Below are 18,427 nucleotides of genomic sequence, written 5' to 3'. Positions count from 1 at the left end.
AACCTGCGCCGCCGTCACCCGATTTGACGCTAAGCTTTACGCTGTCTATGAACATAGCTATCCTTAAATTTAAAACGGCAATTATAGCCAAATGAGTTGAAGATAATTTTTAAACGGATGAAATTTTAAAAGAGGGGCTTGCGCCCCCGAAGATTTAGCGATATTTACGCAGCTGGATAAACCGATACTTTTTTGCGGTTTTTATCTTTTCGCTCAAATTTTACGACGCCGTCGATCAGCGCGAAAATCGTGTGATCGCTGCCCATGCCTACGTTGCTGCCCGGATGCGTCGCAGTGCCGCGCTGGCGGATGATGATGTTGCCCGCGCGAACGAACTCGCCGCCGAATTTTTTGACCCCCAAGCGGCGTCCGATACTATCTCTATTATTTTGGGTTGAGCCCTGACCTTTTTTGTGTGCCATTTCCTATCCTTTATGCGTTAATCGAAACGACTTTGACGCGGGTGTATTGGCGTCTGAAGCCGCGTTTTACTTTTGAATCTTTGCGTCTGCGTTTTTTGAAGATAACGACTTTTTTATCCTTGCCCTCGCAAACGACCTCCAAAACCACCTTGGCACCCTTTACAAACGGTGCTCCTACCTTTAACTCGCCGTCGTTTAGCGCTAAAACTTCGCTAAGCTCGAGCTTTGCTTTCGGCTCAGCATTAAAATGGTCTAAATTTAGGTAGTTGCCCTCTTCGACCTTATACTGCTTGCCGCCGTGTTTGATGATAGCATACATCAAAAATCCTTTAAAATTTGGTAGCCAAAAAGGCATTTGCCATGCAAAATTTAAAAGCCCGTTTGGTATGAAAGGTTGCAATATTATCTCAAATTTTATAAATTCCTACTGAAACGCCTCGCAAAATTCCTACGAAATTTCAAATTTCAAGGGCTCGGATTTATTTTAAACTAAAGATAAATGTGCTACTATCGCAACGAAATTTTTGAAGGAGAATTTTATGAGAAATTTAATAGCTGCGCTCGTAGCAGCGGTATTTTTTATCGGTTGTTCCAACTGGAATATATCCAACGAACCAAGCGGAGTACGCAATCAAACAAAATCCCAAAGCAGCAAAACAAATATCGGCGGCGTAAATGATAAAGTCCAAGAGGTCTCCACCGCAGGCACCACTGATATGGTCGAAACGACCTTGCCCGATAGCACAGGTATGACTAATGCGCCGAAAGATCGCAGCGATGCATTTCATATCAATCAAGTAATTTCTGCATGGAATAAACAGCCAGACTCCATCAAAACAACCGAAGACAATGGCAATATCTACACCTGGAAAAACTATAAGCCAGGCTGCGACGTATCACTTACCAGCGACTCGGAAGGCTACGTATCAAAATCCGCTATCAAATCAGCACTGTCTCAGTGCCTATAACCAACTTATCCGCGACGCCGAAATTTTAAAATTTCGTAAAATTTCGGCTTACGAGCGGGTAATGCTTCACCAAATCTAATCTTAAAATCCTACGGTTCACTCTTAAAAATTTACTATTCGTATTGTATAATCGAGGACTTTTAATCACTGGAGCAAAATATGAAGAAAATTTTATTTGCAGGTGCGCTTTTAGCGGCATTAGGTAGCTATGCGGCGGCGGGTGAACACATCAAGGTCTATCACGGCGAGAGCTGCGGCTGTTGCCACAACTGGGCAAAATATATGGAGCAAAATGGCTTTGAAGTCGAGATGATTTCGCTGGCTGACGAGCCGCTTATCCAGAAGAAGAATGAGCTTGGGCTTCCGCTCGAGCTCGCTAGCTGCCACACCGCGATCATAGACGGATATGTAGTCGAAGGGCATATGCCAGTAGGCGAAATTCGCACGCTACTAAAAAATAAGCCTAAAGACGTTATCGGCATAGCAGTGCCTGGCATGCCGCTAGAAGCGCCAGGTATGGAGCAAGGCTCACAGCCCGAGGTCTATGACGTGGTAGCGTTTAAAAAGGATGGCTCGTATCAAAGCATCGCCACTTACAAAGGCAAAGAAAAAATCAAATAATCCGCCGCTTTAAAGCGGCAACTTATTTATTAGCTCGCTAAAATTTTGCCTATTTTATGGCTCGACGCAATTTACTTTAGCTGGCGAATGCTGCCACGATCTGCAAAAATGACGCGCAAATTAATTTCAAACGCTAGCTATGATAAAGGGGATTAAAAATTTAAGTGGATGGGCTAATAGGGGTCGAACCTATATTCACAAATCCAGAGTTTGTTGTCCTGCCATTAGACGATAGCCCATTGCGAAAGCGGTATTTTATAGAATTTTGCTTTAAAAAAGCATAAGAGCGGGCGGAATTTTAAAATTTCGTAAAATTTTAGATTAAATTTAAAGCCCTGCTGCGCCGAAACGATAAATTAAAACGCAAAAGCTAACGCTGCTTTCATCGGCTCCGATAAAAGAATATGGCTACTCGCCGCGGAGCTAAATTTTAAAATTTGGCTAGTTTATCCTATATTTACGCCTTTGCGAGCTTATTTATTCCGGGATGAAATTTTGACAAATAAGCCTACCACAAAACATATACTATTTAATACTTGCCAAGTGAACGAAGCTTTAAAATAAGTGTCAAATAGACTTGCGGCAAGATCGCACAAAAAGCCTGTCAAATACTTGCCTCAAGCGGAGCGTAGAATTTATCGCTACTAAATGGGGTCTAAACTAAAATCAGAATTAAAATTTAGGTGCGAGACGCTTGCATTAAATTTCTTGCAAAAGCCGTTCACAAGCTCAAAAGACATTGCAAAATTGCGTAAAATTTGGCTACGGCAAGATTTTCCAGTACATTGTGTTAATATAAACCTAAAGTGAATAGAACACAATTACTCAAGGTAGCAAAATTTTCCTATACGTCGTTAATACCGAATATTGACGAATCAAATCAAGCACGACGAACAAAGTGAAATCTCTCATATATCGTTAATATGGCACAGGCTATTTGCTAGACCAGAGCAGAAATATGCAAAATTTAACTCCGCGCATCGTTTGAACACTTAGAAAGCGCCTTGCTTTCCAGCTAAATAGCACGAGCAAATTCATATCACGCGCTGTTTAAAACGCAAAATTCATTGGAATTTCAAATTTTAAATTTCGGGCACGGGTTCGCTTATAAGTATTTGCAAAAATAACGTATCAAAGCTAGAAAAATTTCGCTCCGTCGCGCCTAAAATTTCGATGAAATTTCGCGTATCAGCTCAACCGCCTCTTTTGCGTCCGCGCATACGAACTCGAAATGCGCCCGTAGCTCCGAGGTACTGCCGTAGCCGCAGCTTACGCCCACGCTTCGCACCGCTGCCGACTTTGCCGAGATGGCGTCAAGCGACGTATCACCGATCATAAAGATATTTTGGCTTACAGAAGGCAGAATTTCGTCACTGCAAATTTTGTCATAACAAGTAGTGGAATTTAGCTCATGTGCATCATAAATTTTACTGCCGCGCACTCCGCCTTTATCGCTCTCGCCATCTATGCCCACACCGCTCTTCTGGCTCTTGTCGCCAACCCCATGTCTATCGCTCTTTGCTTCGCTTAAATTTTTAAACAAAATTGTATCAGAATTTTGACTCGCGATGCTGCTTAAATTTTGCTCGTAAACTTTGCTAGGATCAGGATCAAGCGCAGGAAGGCTCTTTAAATCAGGCGCTGAAATTTCACTCAAAATCGCGCTCCTGCTAGCAGCGCTTGTATTTTCATCGGCAGTCGCGTCGTGAGTTTTACCGCAAGCAGCATGCGGGCTTTTGCTAGCAGTCGCGCCGCAAATTCCTAAATTTTCGAGCGCCTTTAAGATCGGTTCGGCGCTTGGTTTGGGATTTTTTACATCCTCTCGTCCAACGATGGTACCAAAAAATTTCGCAATACCCAGATGCTGCAATAAAATTTTAGAAAATTTCGACGTCTTGGTCGTCACGACGCCTAAATTTGCAAACTCGCTCGCCGCACGAACCGCCTCGAACGCACCGCTTAGCAGAACGGTCTGATCCAAAAAAGTCTGCGCGTATCGCTGTTTGTAGGCGAGCACGAAATTCTGCACATCGCGCGTCACACCTAGACGCTCAAACATCACTTCTAACGGATGCCCGATAAGCCTTTTAATCGCTTCGTCGCTAGGCTCTGCAGCGCCCAAATGCGCAAACGCGTAGTGAAAGCCGTCCAGTATCGCGGGCGTGGAGTCTATGAGCGTGCCGTCCAGATCGAAAAGCAGTGTAATTTGGAATTTTGGCATTTTAAAATTTAATTTGGATATAAAAAAAGCGGAGCCGAAGCTCCGCTTATGTGGATCTAGAAAAGATTATTTTCTAAATTTAGCATCTACGCGTCTATTTTGAGCACGACCTGCTTTAGTAGCGTTTGTAGCGATAGGCTTAGTCTCGCCGTATCCTACAGTGGTGATTCTGCTAGCATCTACGCCGAAGCTCTTAAGCGCACCTCCAACTGCAGCAGCTCTGCGCTCGGAAAGCTTTTGATTATATGCATTCGAGCCGGTGCTATCGGTGTGACCCTCTAGGATTACTTTGTAATCAGGGTGAGCTACTAGCACGTCGCTTACGTTTTTGATCTGGTTCATAAACTCAGGAGAAATTTTTGAGCTATCTGTAGCGAAATTTACGCCCAAATTTAATCTAATAACCTTCTCGCAGCCGTATTCATCAACAACTACACCAGCAGGTGTGCCTGGGCATCTATCGACATTATCGCATACGCCGTCGTTATCTGCATCTTTGCAGCCTGCAGGAGCCGGAGCAACTGGAGCTGCATCAGCATATCTCTTGCCAAAATCAACTGCAAAGCCTAGAGTATAGAACAATACGTGGTTGCCGTCGTCAAATCTGATAGCATCGCGTGCTTCAAGTTTTGTAGCAAAATTGTCGGTAATATAGTATTTTAGACCCAAGCCGTATTGACCGAAGCCGCTATCTTGATCGCCATCGTTGTAAACGTCTTTAGTGTAATCCATATATCCAAGACCTAGTAAGCCGTATAATTTGAAATTATCGGTAAAATTTACTAAGTCTTTTACAGCATTGATGTGATAATATTTAGCGTCAGGCTTATCGTTGCCTACTCTGTGAGCTAAATCCTCTACGCCAATATTGCGAGAGTAATCAAAACCAACCTCTACTTGATCGATAAACGAATCTTGTAGATTTTTGGCAAGACGTAGACCGAACATAAAATTCGAATCCAAATCCATATTTCCCTCATGAGTCATTCCGCCAACAGTAGGGGTAATCTCCCAGTGATAATCAGCATCGCTAGCGAACAATGCGCTGGATGCACACAAGCTTAATGCAAGTAGAACTTTCTTCATTAAACATCCTTTCAAATAAAGTTATAATTCGATATTACCATAAAATTTTTAAAGAATTTACAAATTCGCGACAATTTCGCCACAAATTTGTAAAAAACATTATCTCTTAGAGAACTGCGGGCTTCTGCGCGCTTTGCGGCGACCGAATTTCTTTCGCTCTACCACGCGGCTATCGCGAGTTAGCAGACCTTTTGGCTTAAGAGCCGCTCTAAAATCCTTATCCATCGCGGCAAGCGCTTTTGAAATTCCGTGCTTTAGCGCATCCGCTTGAGCCGAATATCCGCCGCCTAAAGTCTGCGCAGTGATATCCATTGAGGTCTCTTGTTTAGTCGCCAAAAGGGGCTGAATGACCCTTAGTTTGATCGCTTCGTGACCGCCTAGCCAGGTGTTTAGATCCATACCGTTTACTACGATCTTGCCGCTTCCGGGTTTTACCCAAACCTTAGCTACGGCAGTTTTTCTCTTTCCGGTTGCATAAATTGTCGCCATGATTATTTTCCTTTTTTAGTTGTTTGCGCAGTATGAGGGTGCTCGCCACCTTCATATACGAATAGCTTTTTGATCATCGCCTTGCCGAGCTTCGTCTTAGGAAGCATGCCGCGAACCGCAAGTCTGTAGAGCTTTGCGGGATTGTTTTTAAGCAGGTCTTGGAATTTCACACTCTTTACGCTTCCGAAATAGCCCGAGTAGCTGTGATAAAGTTTATCGTCGCCTTTGTTATTGCCGGTAAATACGGCTTTTGAAGCGTTGATGATAACGACGTAATCTCCGCAATCCACGTTTGGAGTGTAGCTTGGTTTGTGTTTGCCGCGTAGCAATACCGCAACTTCGGTAAGCATCCTACCGAATCTTTTGTCGGTCGCGTCGATAACGACCCAGTCGCGCTTAACTTCGCTAGGCTTTGTAATTTCTGTCATGGTTTCCGCCTTATTAAAATTTGAGCTGTGATTATATAGAAATATCCTTACGTATAGCTTAATTTAAGCTATCTTTAATCTATCTGCACTCAAATTTTATCTAAGCTTTAAAATTTTATCCCTCCTCATTTACTTCGATCAGCTTAGCGCCCGCAGCTTCGAGAGCCAGCACGAAGGCACGCACTCGCGCATGCGGATAAAACTCGCGGATCACACTTTTATATCGCGCCACTTGAGCTTTGTTTTGCGCGAGGTATTTTTCGGAGCTTTTGTAATCAAAAAGCAAAATTTCATCCTGCCTAAAGCATGCCAGATCTACGCGCAAAAGATCACCCTCCGCGCTTTTAATTGGCATCTCTTTATAAGCTTGAGCGCCTCTTATCAGAGCTAAAAATTCCTCGTTTTTGCTTAGTCCTAGCGCCCGCGCCGCGATATTTTCAAAATCCGCGTCATTTAAAAATTTAGCGTAGCGTCCTCTTGCAAGGCTCACTCCTCGTAAAATTTCATCCGCCTCAAATCCTTCGCTCATCTCCAGAGCATAGTGCAGCGCCTCGCCGAAATATATCGCGCTTAGCGCCTCCGTTTCGCCGCCGCCTGCTTTTTCTTGCGCGCCTTGAGGCTCGCCAGCTACTAACGCGATCTTTTTTCGCGGCGGCTGCTCTTCTGATTTTACGGAGCTTGGGATTACGTAGCCGTATTGAAAATCCGGGATATCCAGCCACTCCACGACGCCCGCGCCCTTGGTCTTTTTGGCGTAAGGTAAAAAAAAGCTATAATTGTATTGATCTATTTTTGTCTCGGAGCGTTTTACGATGATGAGCGAGCGTTCGGCGCGGGTAAATGCCACGTAGAGCTTGTTTATATCCTCTTCATGCGCAGAGCGATCGTTTTCGTCCATTAATGCTGCAAATTCCGCATCCAGGCTCTTTCTGCTCGCAAATTTATAAAAAATTCTCCACTTATGCGTGGCAAAATCATAGTCCGTCGCGAGCTTTGAGCTCTCGCCCCGGTCTTTTCCCCCGATGCGGTCGCAGACGATTACGTGCGGGAACTGAAGCCCCTTAGACTTATGCACGGTCATAATTTTAATGCCGCTTTGCTCCTTGGCAAATACCTCCGTTTCGTCGTTTGCAAACAGATACTCGCTAAAACTATTAAATTTTGCCAGCGTCTCAAAAAACAGCAGTAGATCCGGATCTACGAAATTTAATTTCAGTGAGCTAGCTATAAATTCTGCCGTTTTTTGCGCGTTTTTATGCAGATCGACCGCTATCTTTTTAAGCCGTCTCCCTAAAATCGCTTCGGCGTTTCGCAGATAAATTTCATCGCCACCTACGCAAAATTTCGCGTATTGAATTACGGCATTTACCTGCTCGCTGCAACGCAGGGTCTTATTTGAGCCACTGCAAACCTCGCAAAATTCCGATAGCATCTCTTTTAGCGCGCTTACATGCTCGTTTTTCCAGCATAAAATCGCTATATCATCAGCTCTTACGCCGCACTCCTCAATAAGCCTGCGCGCTTGCTCCGCAGCCCCCTTTAGCACATCGTCGTATGAAAACGCTGCTACGTAGCCGTAATCGTCGCTTTGCACCTCAAATAGCGGCATTTGTGGATGAGAAAGAGGATAATCCTTGATTTTTTGCAGCACCGAAGCGGGCAGATCGCTATCTAGCTTATTTGCTGCGATTTGATCTTCATAAGACGCAAATTTATCGCGCAAGATCTCATTTACAAATTTTACAATGAGTTTTAAGCTGCGATAATTGCGCGGCAGGCTCTGCGTTTTGATTTGACTAAACTGCTCGCGCAAAATATCAAAAATTTTTCTCTCTGCGCCGCGAAATTTATAGATGCTCTGTTTTTTATCGCCTACGTAAAAAAAGCTGCCACAGCGCTCCTCCGCCCCTTTGCCAGCAAGCGCCTCAGAGATTAGCGGCAGCATGATTTCATACTGGCAAATGTCGGTATCTTGGAATTCGTCTATTAAAATATGCGTGATTTTAGAATCGAGCCTGAAATACAAAAGCTCGCGGTTGCCCTGCAACGCCTCTACGCTCGGATTTAGCAGCGAGTGCACAGCTGCGGTGACATCACCGAACGTGAGCTTGTCACTTTTGCGCTGCACCGATTTAAGCGCTTCGGCATAAATTTTAATTAGTCCTGCCAGCTTAGCCGCATATGTCGCATCCATCCACGCTATTTCGCGAGCTATGGCGTCTTTTAGCCTTGCTAGCTCGCAGTCAAGATGCGAAATTTTTTTAAGCTGTGAGCGCGGATAATCGAAACTGCCGTTGGCAAGAGCCGAAAGAATGAAGCCCGAAGATAATTTTGACAAATCGCTAACAGGGCTTAGCCCATTTACGGCTCCAGCGCTTACGCCCGCATCTCTCGCCGCTTTTTGCAAGCAAGATAAAATTTCATTTATCTCTGCTAGCGCCGAGCTTGCAGGAAGCGTGGGCGTATTTATGCTTATATCGCCTCTCCAAATGCTTTGCAAACTATTTAAAAACTCGCTCTTTGTCATTCCTGAGTCGCTTACATAATCCACGACCTCTCTTAATAGCGCTTCGTTTTTACAAATCGCGCCTAAAAACGCCGCCTGCTGCACGCCTAGTATGCTTTCATCGTTTTCAAAGCTTGGATCGATGCCGCTGTTTAACGCAAAGGAGCGCAGAGCCTTTGCAAAAAACGCATCAAAGGTAAAGACGTTTAGGCTCTCGCTTAAAAATTTAGGCAGTAGGCGCTGTTGCGCTGCCAAAACCTCATCCGCGCTTAGCCCTAAATCAGCACAAATTTGCTCCAGCTCGGCGCTAGGCTTTAGCGAGCCATCCTGCAAAAGCAGCAAATTTTGAAATTTTTCCACGATACGCGTTTTCATCTCAGCAGCAGCTTTTTTGGTAAAGGTAAGAGCTAAAATTTCATTGATCGGCTCGCCTTTTAGCACCAGCTCGATGAACCTCACTGCGAGATTGAAGGTCTTGCCGCTGCCTGCGCTTGCTTCAAGCGCCAGATAATTTTCAAATTTTGCCATCGATCTGCCCCTTGCAAATGATTTTATAATCGCAGTATTCGCAGCTTTGCACCGCCTCCGTGCGCGTAAAAGCAACCTCGCTTGCAAATTCCTTGCCGATAGAGCTTAGCGTCTCGCATAGATTTTCTAAGCTAGGCGTTTTATCGCCAGGAGCCGCAAACGTGCAATCTTTTAGCGACAGATAGGCGCATTCGCATTCCTGGGCTAAAAGCGCGCGATAAAACGTAAGCTGAAATTTTTCCATATGCTTTTTAGCTGAACCACGTTTGTAATCGATGATAAACTTCCGCCCTGCCTTATCTTCGTCGATGCGGTCGATCCGCCCGCTCAGCCGCACTCCGTCAAGCTCGCCTTTTAGCGATACTTCACTACCGCTAAAGCTCCAAATTTGCTCATGCTCTTCTAAAAGCCTAGCTAGCTTTTCTACAGCTTTTAGCTCAAGCTCCGCATCAAAGCGCGCGATGCCCGCTTCTCGCGCAAGCTGCGAATAAATAGAGCGAAATTTTTCCATGCTAAATTTCATCCCCGCTCGCTCGTATAAACGCTGAAAACTCGTATGTAAAATTTTGCCCAAAAGTGCATTATCCTCGCCAAATTTTAGCCCCTCTTTTAGCCCGAAAATGTAGCGGTAATAATACTTCCTCTTGCATTCTAAAAACGTATCCAGCCGCGAAAACGACAGCTCCTCGGCAAAAAAATCATGGCGAGCCACGGGATCTTCTTGTCCGCATAAGGCGGGCTTAAATTCCTCTCGCCCAAAAAGCCGCAAATAATCCTCCTGCGAAAATTCCGCGTCTTGTTGCACTTCAAAGCTTTTCAAAAACCGCGAAGGCAATTTCTCGACGCTTTGCAGATAGCAAATCGCGCTTTTTTTAGCGCCTCTTAGCAAGCCGTCGTAGTAAAATCTTTGTAAATTTTCGCGGTCCGCGTGGCTGATGAGCCCCGCTCTAGCGCGCAAAGCGGAGTTTAAAAACATCTCTCCGCTACTGCGCTTTGGCACCAGATCATCGTTAAAATCGGGGATTATCACACCGTCAAATTGTAGCCCACGGCTCTCTAAAAGCCCCATTACCGTGACCTTTCCACCACGAACATCATCAAGCTTAATGCGCGAAATTTCTAACAAAAAAAGATCGATTAGATTGCCCAAGCTTAGGTTTTCGTCCTTAAATTTTCGAAGTAAAATTTTAATTAGATATAGCGGCTCTTTTAGCTTTTCTTGCAGCAGCGCGTCGCTAATTTTGGGTAAACAGGCGAGCTTGGTAATTAGTGCCTCGAAATGCTCGAAGCTTACTTGCTTTGCAAAATCGCGCGCGAACTCGCCAAAAAGCGCCTCATCCACGCCCACACTCGCAAAAAACAGATCAAGCTCCTGTGGGTTTGGGCGCTGCGGATACTCATCTGCGCCCTCGCGTATTTTAGAGCGCCTAAAGCGATCGCGCCGCTCAGGGCTTTTTGAATACCCATCTTCTTCCTCAAGCTCTATATGCTCCAGTTGCATAGAGTCTCGTAGGCTCTCTTGCTGCTTCCTTGAAGGCTCCTGCCGTTTTGCACTAACCGAATAATCGCGCTGCTGCGCACACTCCAAAGACTCTTGAAACTCTGCAAACTCTGCCGAAAAGCTTTGCTCTTCCGCGCTATTCGCGCGTTCCGCCGAAATTTCGCGCAGAATTTCAAAATTTTCCGTATTTTCAAACACCCCCACAGACATAAAATTTAAATCCGCTTTAGAATTTGAAAAAATTTCGCAATCCAGCACGGAATTTTGCTGTGCAAAATTTTGTGAAATAGAATTCTCCGAAGCGAAATTCCCTAGCGCTAAATTTTGCTGTACCGCGGAATCCTTTGTATCCAAAAATCCTCCGCCTGGGCTTTTTAATGCGCGGTAATCTACGCCAAATTTTGGCGTGCGCGCCTCTTTTAAGCACTGCGAAATTTTCTCTAGCGTTACGTAAAATAGGCTATCTTTAAGCTTCTCTCCCATCGCGAAATTTAGCATGCGGTGCGAGCCACGAGCCCTTGCGATGCGCTCGTCGTAAAGCCGTAGCGTGCCGGCAAAGCTCTCGTCGGGCAAAATCACCGCGACGCGCTCCGGAGCGATGCCCGCGCGCACAAAGGATGAAATTTTTTCAAAAACGTAGCTCGCCTGCAAGCTTCGCAGCTCAAAGCCTCTACACACAACCGCTCCGCCCACGCTTAGCGGCTTGCGGCTTAGAATTTCACCCGTACCAAGATTTACGCGGTAGGCAAAACCTAACTCTAGACTTATGCCGCAAAGCTCCTCCACCGCGCGCACGGGCTTGGAATTTAAAGTCGTGGCTCTAAAGCTCAACACAACCTCGCTAAGCTCTGCAGCGCGCTTAAAAATCTCGAACTCAAATGCGCTAGGATTGCCGTCGATGTTGATTTCTATCCGCTCAAATCCGCGCAGATAGGATTCGTTTAGCTCATAAAGCGCGGGCAGCGTGATCTCGTCGTAAAATCCATGCTCGCGCAAAATCCTTGCATACGCCCCCGCTAGCTCTCGCAGAATTTCAAAATGCTCGGCATACCACGCATAGGTGTCGCTAAGATCGAGCGCATCGATACTCACGCGCTCCGTCGCAAGCTCCTTGAAAAAGCCGAAAAGATACTCGCGGTTACGCATAAACTCGTAAAGCTCGCTAGGGAATTTAAGCCTCTCGCCTGCGCGCTTGCTCTCGTTTACCGCCTGCTTCATAAAAAGCGCGCGATCTATCTCGCCGCAAGCGACAAGATCCGGCACAAAAAGCGCCTTTTCGTAGAATTCCGCCAACGTAATCCTTGGCGCCAGCACGCCGCTGCTCTCGCCTTGCAGCGCCGCGCGTAGCGCACGCGAGCTAGTGTAGACAAAGAGATTTTTAGAGGGCAAATTTTTCAAAACAAATCCTTTAGAGCGATTCGCAGAACGCGGAATTTTGCGATATTTTAGCAAGAAATTTTTAGTTTGGGCTTTTAAGCAAAGAAGTTTTTGAAAAGCTTGAGAGGCTAAATTTTATCAAATCAAATTTAGCAAATTTCGGATGAGCGTAAAATTTTAATCTGTGGCGCTTTGAGCGCGGAATTCTGCCTCGCTCCGCATTAATCGCGGCATAATTTAAACGCAAAATTTTACGAGTGGATTCCGTAAATTACAAAGCGGCAAAAACGCGATCAAATTTAAGCTGGCTCAAGCTCGATCTTGTATCCCAGGCTCGGGACGTTTTTTATGATTTCACCTCCCACTTTATCGCGGATACGCTTGACGAAGGTGCGAAGCGCCGTATCGCTCACGGCTCCTTCGGTCCAAACATAACGTTTGATCTCCTCGTAAAGCACCAGCTCGCCCACGCGACTGGCTAGCAGCGAGACAAAAGAAAGCTCCTTTTTAGTAAGCACGATCTGCTCGCCATCCTTCAGTAAAATACGACGAAGCCCATCAAATACGTAGCCCGCACCCATATTTACGACTCGTACAGAGTCCAGCTTAGACTTCATCAGCGCACTTATCTCTAGCACGAATGCGGCGATATCTACCGGTTTAAAGTAATACCGCTCGACGCCAATCTCCATAACGCCTTTTAGCTGCTCCTCCCTACTGAAGCCGCTAAGCACCACGATAGGGGCATGCGGAAAGATCTGCTTAATCTGACGTATCATCTCAAGCCCATCCTCGATCGGCATTAGAATGTCGGTAATGACGAGATTGGGGCTAAATTTTTTGAATTTTTTTACACCTTCAAGCCCGTTTTGGGCATTGTAAACGTTGTTAAAAATACCCTCAAACGCCTTATGCAGCGAGGCTAGTAATTTAGTATCATCCTCGACTAGCAAGACGTCCAGCTCTTTTAAAGCGCAGCTCATAGCAGACCCCTCAAGGCGAAATTTCAAACGAAATTCTTTCAAATTTTCTCTTTTATTGAGCTTAAAATAATGTTAAGTTAAAAATTTAATTTCATAAAGTAACACAACTCTTATTTTAGGTGCAAATATGGGCGGGATTAAAAAAGAAGCATGGATAAAAACCGCAGCCTAGGAGTGGGGCAAAATTTAAAATGACGCAAGCTAAATCTTATCGGTGCGAAAGAGATTTAAGAGCGGCTGAAAGTAAAATTTCAAAGCAAATGCAGGTAAAATTTCACTACGCGGCGGAGCGGAATTTTATTTTAGGCAAATGGCTTTTAGAGGGAAATGAAACGGCGCTGATAAGATTTTTTTAAGGGTAGGTATAGTTTATCAAAAACTAGGTATAACTGGCAAAACTGCGTTAATAAGACTTTAACGGGCGGGCGACGTTAGATAAAATTTTACGGGCGACAGGGCAGCTTGCTAGCGCAACTTTTAACGGCAACAAAACGGTTCGTCAAATTTAAAGGGCTTGAAGCTATGAGAAATGTGCCGCAGGATCTGTTTTGAAAGGGCTAAGTGCATTAAGCCAACTTTTAAATTTAAAACGCATAAAATTTAGCCGCGCGTACGCTTAAAAGCTACGTGGAAGCAAAATCGCGCAAATGAAAAGCATGCGGTGCGCAGCCAGTTTAAATTTAAAACCGCGACTAGCACAGATCGCTTCATCCAAAAAGCTACTTAATCCAAAATCACCGCGACAATTCTTAGTCCGTAAAAGCGTGCTTTGCGTACCGCTCTAGCCTGCAATTATCCAGGCTGAGACGAGTCTTAAATTCACGACGCAAAGACTGCATTAAAATTTAAAACTCGCCGCAAATTTAAAATTTTACCGCGCAGTCGCGGTAAAATTTAGTGCAGGCAAAATTTCAAAAATCATAAAATTTCAAGAAATTCTTTAAAGATATATTTGCTCTCGGTAGGCCCCGCGCTGGCTTCGGGGTGGTGCTGCACCGAAAATACGGGGTACTCCCTGTAACGCACGCCCTCGATCGTGCCGTCGAAAAGGTTTCGGTGTGTGATCTCGCAGATCTGCGCGATCGTTTCTGGGACGTTGTAATTGTGGTTTTGCGCGGTGATCTCGATCGATTTGGTGCGCAGGTTTTGCACGGGGTGGTTTGCGCCGTGCTGGCCGAATTTCAGCTTGTAGGTTTCATATCCCATCGCGTTGCTTAGCAGCTGATGACCCAGGCAAATTCCAAAAATCGGCACGCGCGCTTCGACCATCTTTTTGATCTGCGCGATCTCCTCTTTGAGCATGCGCGGCTCGCCCGGGCCGTTTGATAAAAACACGCCGTCGATCTGCCCCTCTTTAAATTTGGCAATCAGGCTCTCCGCTTTAACGTCGTGCGGAAAAACCTCTACTCCGAGCCCTAGATCGCAAAGCTCATTTAGGATGTTTCGCTTGACGCCGTAATCGATCACGGCTATCTTTTTGCCGCAGCTTGCGGGCTGAGCGTAGCTTCCGCGCTCGGCATTCCAGCGCCCGGAGGTGTGCTTATACGGCGCCTTCGTGCTTACGATGCTTACGTAGTTGATCTCCTCTATGCGCGCAGACTCGCTAAGCGCCTTTTTAAGAGCCGCCTTATCGCTGATCTCGGTCGAAACGAAGGCGCGCAGGCTACCCTCGTCGCGCAGCATTTTGGTCAAAAATCTAGTGTCGATGTCGTAAACGCCGAATTTTCCGTTTTGAAGAAAATAATCCTCCAAGCTCATCTGCGAGCGGAAATTTGAAGGCTCGTTATTAAAATTTCTTACGAAAATTCCGCTGGCGTGGATTTTGGAGCTTTCCTTGTCGTTTTCGTTGATGCCTACGATGCCGATTTCGGGCATAGTGAAAATAATAAACTGCCCCGCGTAGCTTGGATCTGAGATGATCTCCTCGTAGCCGGTGGCGGAGGTGTTAAACACGAGCTCGCCGAATGCGCTGCCGCCTTTGCCGAACGCCTTAGCTTGCAGGTAGATGCCGTTTTCTATGTAGATATATGCGTTCATTACAGCATGCCCCGTTTTCTTAGCTCCTCTTCGTAGAGCTTTTCAAACACAAGCTCGTATTCTTCGGTACCTGGGATCAATTTTTGCTTGTAGCCATCGATCTTTTCATAGACCGCATCCTCAATCTTTTGATAATTTTTAAGATATTCGTCGATCGCGTTATAAATTATCGTCTTCAGCCTGTTTTCGGAGACTTTGTAATCGATCAAATTTTTCTTCCAAACGGTTTCTAAAATTTTATGCGATATGGTGCCGTAGCGATCCTCGAAATTTAGCTCGAAATTCTCGTCGTTTGCGATGTGGCGCTTGATGAGCCAAAACATATCTTTTTTATTCACGCTCATCTCATCTAGCTCGCTTATGCGCTCATCTATCAGCTCGTTTGCGCGCTCGTCTATCGCTCTTTCTTTTTGCAGATCGGTCCTTATGATTTCGCCTGCTTCCTTGGCGACTGGCTCTATGCCCGCGCTCAGCGTAATGCAGCCCGAGTTTAGCAGATCCAGCGCTATTTTATGCGCGATATATGGCACGTGTGGTAGTCGTATTCGCATGATCGTTCCTTTAAATTCAGTTCTATGAGCGGTCGCGCCGCCCGCGTTTGCAAACGGCGGAATTTTAAAATTCTTAAAATTCCGCCCGATTTTATAAAATTATCGTGTCGCTTCTTTCGGGACTGGTGGAGATAAAGCCCACCTTCGCGCCGCTTAGCTCCTCTATTTTGCGGATATAATTTTGCGCGTTTTGCGGCAGATCCTCAAATTTTGAAATTCCCTTGACGCTGTCCCAGCCCGGCATCTGCTCGTAAACCGGCTCGGCCGCTTCCAAATCGATCGGGAAATAATCGATCTCCTCACCCTTGTAGCGATATGCGCGGCAAATTTTAATGCTCTCAAAGCCGTCTAGGACGTCAAGCTTCATCAGCGCGAGCTTGTCGATGCCGCTAAGGCGCACGGCGTATTTCGTAGCCACTCCGTCGAACCAACCGCAGCGACGCGCGCGCCCCGTCGTGGTGCCGTACTCCTTACCGATCTCGCGCATCGCCTCGCCCTGCGGGCCTTTATCCTCGGTAGGAAACGCGCCGTTGCCCACGCGGGTGGTGTAGGCTTTTAAAATTCCCATCACCGTGCCGATATCTTTCGGCGCGAGCCCGAGCCCGCTGCAAGCCCCGCCCGCGATAGTCGTCGAGCTCGTGACGTAAGGATAGGTGCCGTGATCGATATCAAGCAGGCTTCCTTGCGCGCCCTCTACGAGCACGCGCTTGTCGTAATCAAGCGCCTTCCACAGCATGTGCGTGGTATCAGCGATGTATGGCTCGAGCGCGCTTTTATAGCGCTTTAGCTCCTCGTAAATTTCAATCTTGCTAGGAATTTTAACCCCCGCTTTTTCAAAAACGCTCTCATGCGAAGCAAAATCGCGCGATAGCGCCTCGGCGAGCCTTTCGGGCTCCAAAAGCTCCGCTACGCGGTGTCCCGTGCGCGCGATCTTATCGGCATACGCAGGCCCTATGCCTTTGCCGGTGGTGCCGATCGCAAGCTCGCCCTTGCTCTTTTCGCGCGCCTGATCGATCAGCGAGTGGTACTGTAAATTTAAAAACGCCTTCTCGCTTATGAAAAATCTGCCCTTTAAATTTTCAAACTGCGCCATCTCGGTAATCAGCACGTCGGGGTTGATCACGACGCCGTTTCCGATGATGTTGATGATATTTTTATGAAGCACGCCGCTGGGTACCAGATGCAGCGCAAATTTCTCGCCGTTTATGACGATGGTGTGGCCTGCGTTGTGCCCGCCGCTGCTGCGGCATACGAAATCGTAATTCGCGCTTATCATATCTACGATCTTACCCTTGCCCTCATCGCCCCACTGGGCGCCGATGACTACGTCAACTTTGCTCATTTCTCATCCTTTTGCATAATTTTTTCTATCAAAGCATCCACTAGCAGCGCAAAGCCGCTGGATTTTAGCCCGTCTATTTCGTAATTTCCGCCATTGCAATACACTGCGCCCGCATCTAAAAATCTAAAAAATAGCGCGTCGTAATAGCGCATTTTAGAGTAATACAGCAGCGAAACGCGGATATGCTCGTAATCTACGCCTAAATTTAAAATTTCATCTAAGCAGGGCTTTAGCTCTTCAGGCACCTGCGCACGCAGAGCCTGCACGTCCTTTAGCGACGTGGCGCGAGCCGTAGCATCCAGCCAAGGCAAATTTTGCTCAAGCAGCGTCTCAATCTTGCCCTTTTCAAAAATTTCAAGCGGCAAATTTAAAATTTCGCAGATTTTTTTCGGAATTTCGATATTGCTTAGCTGAAGCACGGGCATAAGATCAAATTCTTTAAAAAACTCCTGCGCGATTTTAATCGCAAGGGGCAAATTTTTCTCCCCGATCAGCTCCGCGCCGATCTGATAAAACTCGTCGCTTGGGTATTTGAAGGTCGGCTGAACGTAAAATAGCCGCCTTAGCTTATCGTCTTTCAGCCGCTTGCGCACGATACGCACGACGTCCACGGTGCTATCTGCGCGAAGCGCAAGCTCGTGGTTCGTGGGATCGGAGAGTTTAAGAAGCTTTTGCGGCGCGACGCTTAGGTGCTGATGATATGAAAAATATGGCGTTAAAATTTCGCTAAAGCCGTTTTTAACGAGGATTTCGCTCGCTTTATTTTCCAGCTCGCGCTTGAGCTGCGCGCTCTTTCCGAAATACAGCCTCGAGCCGTTGGGTATCTCGTGATCGAAATCGGCGCTAACGCTATCTATCATGCTGCCTCCAAATCGCTTATGAACTGATTCAGCCGCGTTTTAAAGCTCTGAATGAAGCTTGCCAAAACGCGGTAATCAAGCGAAAGAATATCTAAAATTTGCTTACGTATTTCTGTATTTAGCGCAAATTTTTCGCTGCCCGCGCTTTGAGTTTTGTTTAAAATTTCGCCGAATTTCGCTCTGAAACTTTCAAACTCTCCCGGACTAAGCTCGCCTGTTTGACCGCGCGCGATGAAGTTTAGCGCCAAATCCTTATAATCAAGCGCGTTTAAGAAGCTGATAAACTCATCTTTGTCGATGGCTGCGAGCTTGGGCGTATCTTTAAAGCGTGCGATGAAAGCGTCTATCTCTTTGCGATCCAGCGCTTTTGCGATAAAATTTCCCTGCAGATAGTTAAATTTTAGATTATTTAAAAGTCGCAGCGATAGCGCGTTTTCGACCCCTTGAGCGCCCAGAGCAAATCCAAATTCTCGCTTTAGCTTACCCGTGATCTCTACCATCGTTCGG

16 protein-coding genes and 1 tRNA gene are annotated in these 18,427 nt (G+C 46.2%); 2 read left to right on the top strand and 15 right to left on the bottom strand.

Going from position 1 to position 18,427, the window contains the following annotated elements:
- Positions 1 to 164: 164 nt before the first annotated feature.
- Together rpmA and rplU are read right to left on the bottom strand one after the other, a co-directional pair.
- On the bottom strand, positions 165 to 422 hold the full coding sequence (gene rpmA / locus Q0257_RS12135) for a 50S ribosomal protein L27 (protein WP_295151027.1): 258 nt from the start codon (positions 420 to 422) through the stop codon (positions 165 to 167).
- 10 nt (positions 423 to 432) lie between these two features.
- On the bottom strand, positions 433 to 741 hold the full coding sequence (rplU, locus tag Q0257_RS12130; RefSeq protein WP_040303368.1) for a 50S ribosomal protein L21: 309 nt from the start codon (positions 739 to 741) through the stop codon (positions 433 to 435).
- 220 nt (positions 742 to 961) lie between these two features.
- Between rplU and Q0257_RS12125 the strand changes: the two genes are divergently transcribed.
- Both Q0257_RS12125 and Q0257_RS12120 read left to right on the top strand, forming a co-directional pair.
- Complete coding sequence (locus Q0257_RS12125) at positions 962 to 1,390, top strand: hypothetical protein (protein ID WP_040303372.1); 429 nt, start codon at positions 962 to 964, stop codon at positions 1,388 to 1,390.
- Between the two features lie 159 nt (positions 1,391 to 1,549).
- Positions 1,550 to 2,011 (top strand): DUF411 domain-containing protein, encoded by a 462-nt coding sequence (locus tag Q0257_RS12120; protein WP_298025131.1) that lies wholly within the window; start codon positions 1,550 to 1,552, stop codon positions 2,009 to 2,011.
- 165 nt (positions 2,012 to 2,176) lie between these two features.
- On the opposite strand, the gene Q0257_RS12115 is transcribed toward Q0257_RS12120, so the two are convergent.
- The 13 genes from Q0257_RS12115 to Q0257_RS12055 form a co-directional block, all read right to left on the bottom strand.
- A tRNA-Gln gene (locus tag Q0257_RS12115) sits at positions 2,177 to 2,250 on the bottom strand.
- Positions 2,251 to 3,173: 923 nt separating this feature from the next.
- Positions 3,174 to 4,232, bottom strand: coding sequence for an HAD family hydrolase (locus tag Q0257_RS12110; RefSeq protein WP_298025129.1), 1,059 nt, complete (start codon positions 4,230 to 4,232; stop codon positions 3,174 to 3,176).
- A 66-nt stretch (positions 4,233 to 4,298) separates the two neighbouring features.
- A complete protein-coding gene (locus Q0257_RS12105) occupies positions 4,299 to 5,318 on the bottom strand; it encodes an OmpA family protein (RefSeq protein ID WP_298025127.1) in 1,020 nt (339 codons plus the stop codon).
- A 99-nt stretch (positions 5,319 to 5,417) separates the two neighbouring features.
- Complete coding sequence (rpsI, locus tag Q0257_RS12100) at positions 5,418 to 5,807, bottom strand: 30S ribosomal protein S9 (RefSeq protein WP_298025126.1); 390 nt, start codon at positions 5,805 to 5,807, stop codon at positions 5,418 to 5,420.
- Positions 5,808 to 5,809: 2 nt separating this feature from the next.
- The gene (gene rplM / locus Q0257_RS12095; protein ID WP_005869672.1) at positions 5,810 to 6,235 is read right to left on the bottom strand and encodes a 50S ribosomal protein L13; all 426 of its coding nucleotides are present in this window, start codon (positions 6,233 to 6,235) and stop codon (positions 5,810 to 5,812) included.
- Positions 6,236 to 6,350: 115 nt separating this feature from the next.
- Positions 6,351 to 9,269: a RecB-like helicase gene (locus tag Q0257_RS12090; protein ID WP_298025124.1), complete on the bottom strand. Its 2,919-nt coding sequence runs from the start codon at positions 9,267 to 9,269 to the stop codon at positions 6,351 to 6,353.
- Positions 9,256 to 12,168: a PD-(D/E)XK nuclease family protein gene (locus Q0257_RS12085; RefSeq protein ID WP_298025122.1), complete on the bottom strand. Its 2,913-nt coding sequence runs from the start codon at positions 12,166 to 12,168 to the stop codon at positions 9,256 to 9,258. Before Q0257_RS12085 ends, Q0257_RS12090 begins: the two co-directional genes overlap by 14 nt.
- Positions 12,169 to 12,446: 278 nt before the next feature.
- Positions 12,447 to 13,172 carry a response regulator transcription factor gene (locus Q0257_RS12080; protein WP_298025120.1) on the bottom strand — a complete coding sequence of 242 codons (726 nt, stop codon included), beginning with the start codon at positions 13,170 to 13,172 and terminating at the stop codon, positions 12,447 to 12,449.
- 876 nt (positions 13,173 to 14,048) lie between these two features.
- Entirely contained in the window at positions 14,049 to 15,167 is a 1,119-nt protein-coding gene (gene carA / locus Q0257_RS12075) for a glutamine-hydrolyzing carbamoyl-phosphate synthase small subunit (protein WP_298025119.1), read from the bottom strand.
- Positions 15,167 to 15,718 carry a DUF507 family protein gene (locus Q0257_RS12070; protein WP_298025117.1) on the bottom strand — a complete coding sequence of 184 codons (552 nt, stop codon included), beginning with the start codon at positions 15,716 to 15,718 and terminating at the stop codon, positions 15,167 to 15,169. Before Q0257_RS12070 ends, carA begins: the two co-directional genes overlap by 1 nt.
- Before the next feature lie 91 nt (positions 15,719 to 15,809).
- Positions 15,810 to 17,060 carry an adenylosuccinate synthase gene (locus Q0257_RS12065; RefSeq protein WP_297941702.1) on the bottom strand — a complete coding sequence of 417 codons (1,251 nt, stop codon included), beginning with the start codon at positions 17,058 to 17,060 and terminating at the stop codon, positions 15,810 to 15,812.
- Complete coding sequence (locus tag Q0257_RS12060) at positions 17,057 to 17,920, bottom strand: ATP phosphoribosyltransferase regulatory subunit (RefSeq protein WP_298025115.1); 864 nt, start codon at positions 17,918 to 17,920, stop codon at positions 17,057 to 17,059. The genes Q0257_RS12065 and Q0257_RS12060 overlap by 4 nt, the downstream gene beginning before the upstream one ends.
- Positions 17,917 to 18,427, bottom strand: a 511-nt coding sequence (locus Q0257_RS12055) for a hypothetical protein (RefSeq protein ID WP_298025114.1), incomplete at its 5' end; no start/stop codon positions are given. The genes Q0257_RS12060 and Q0257_RS12055, both read right to left, overlap by 4 nt.

The organism is uncultured Campylobacter sp. (assembly GCF_938018035.1).
Classification (GTDB): domain Bacteria; phylum Campylobacterota; class Campylobacteria; order Campylobacterales; family Campylobacteraceae; genus Campylobacter_B.
This window is presented reverse-complemented; position numbering and strand designations above follow the sequence as displayed.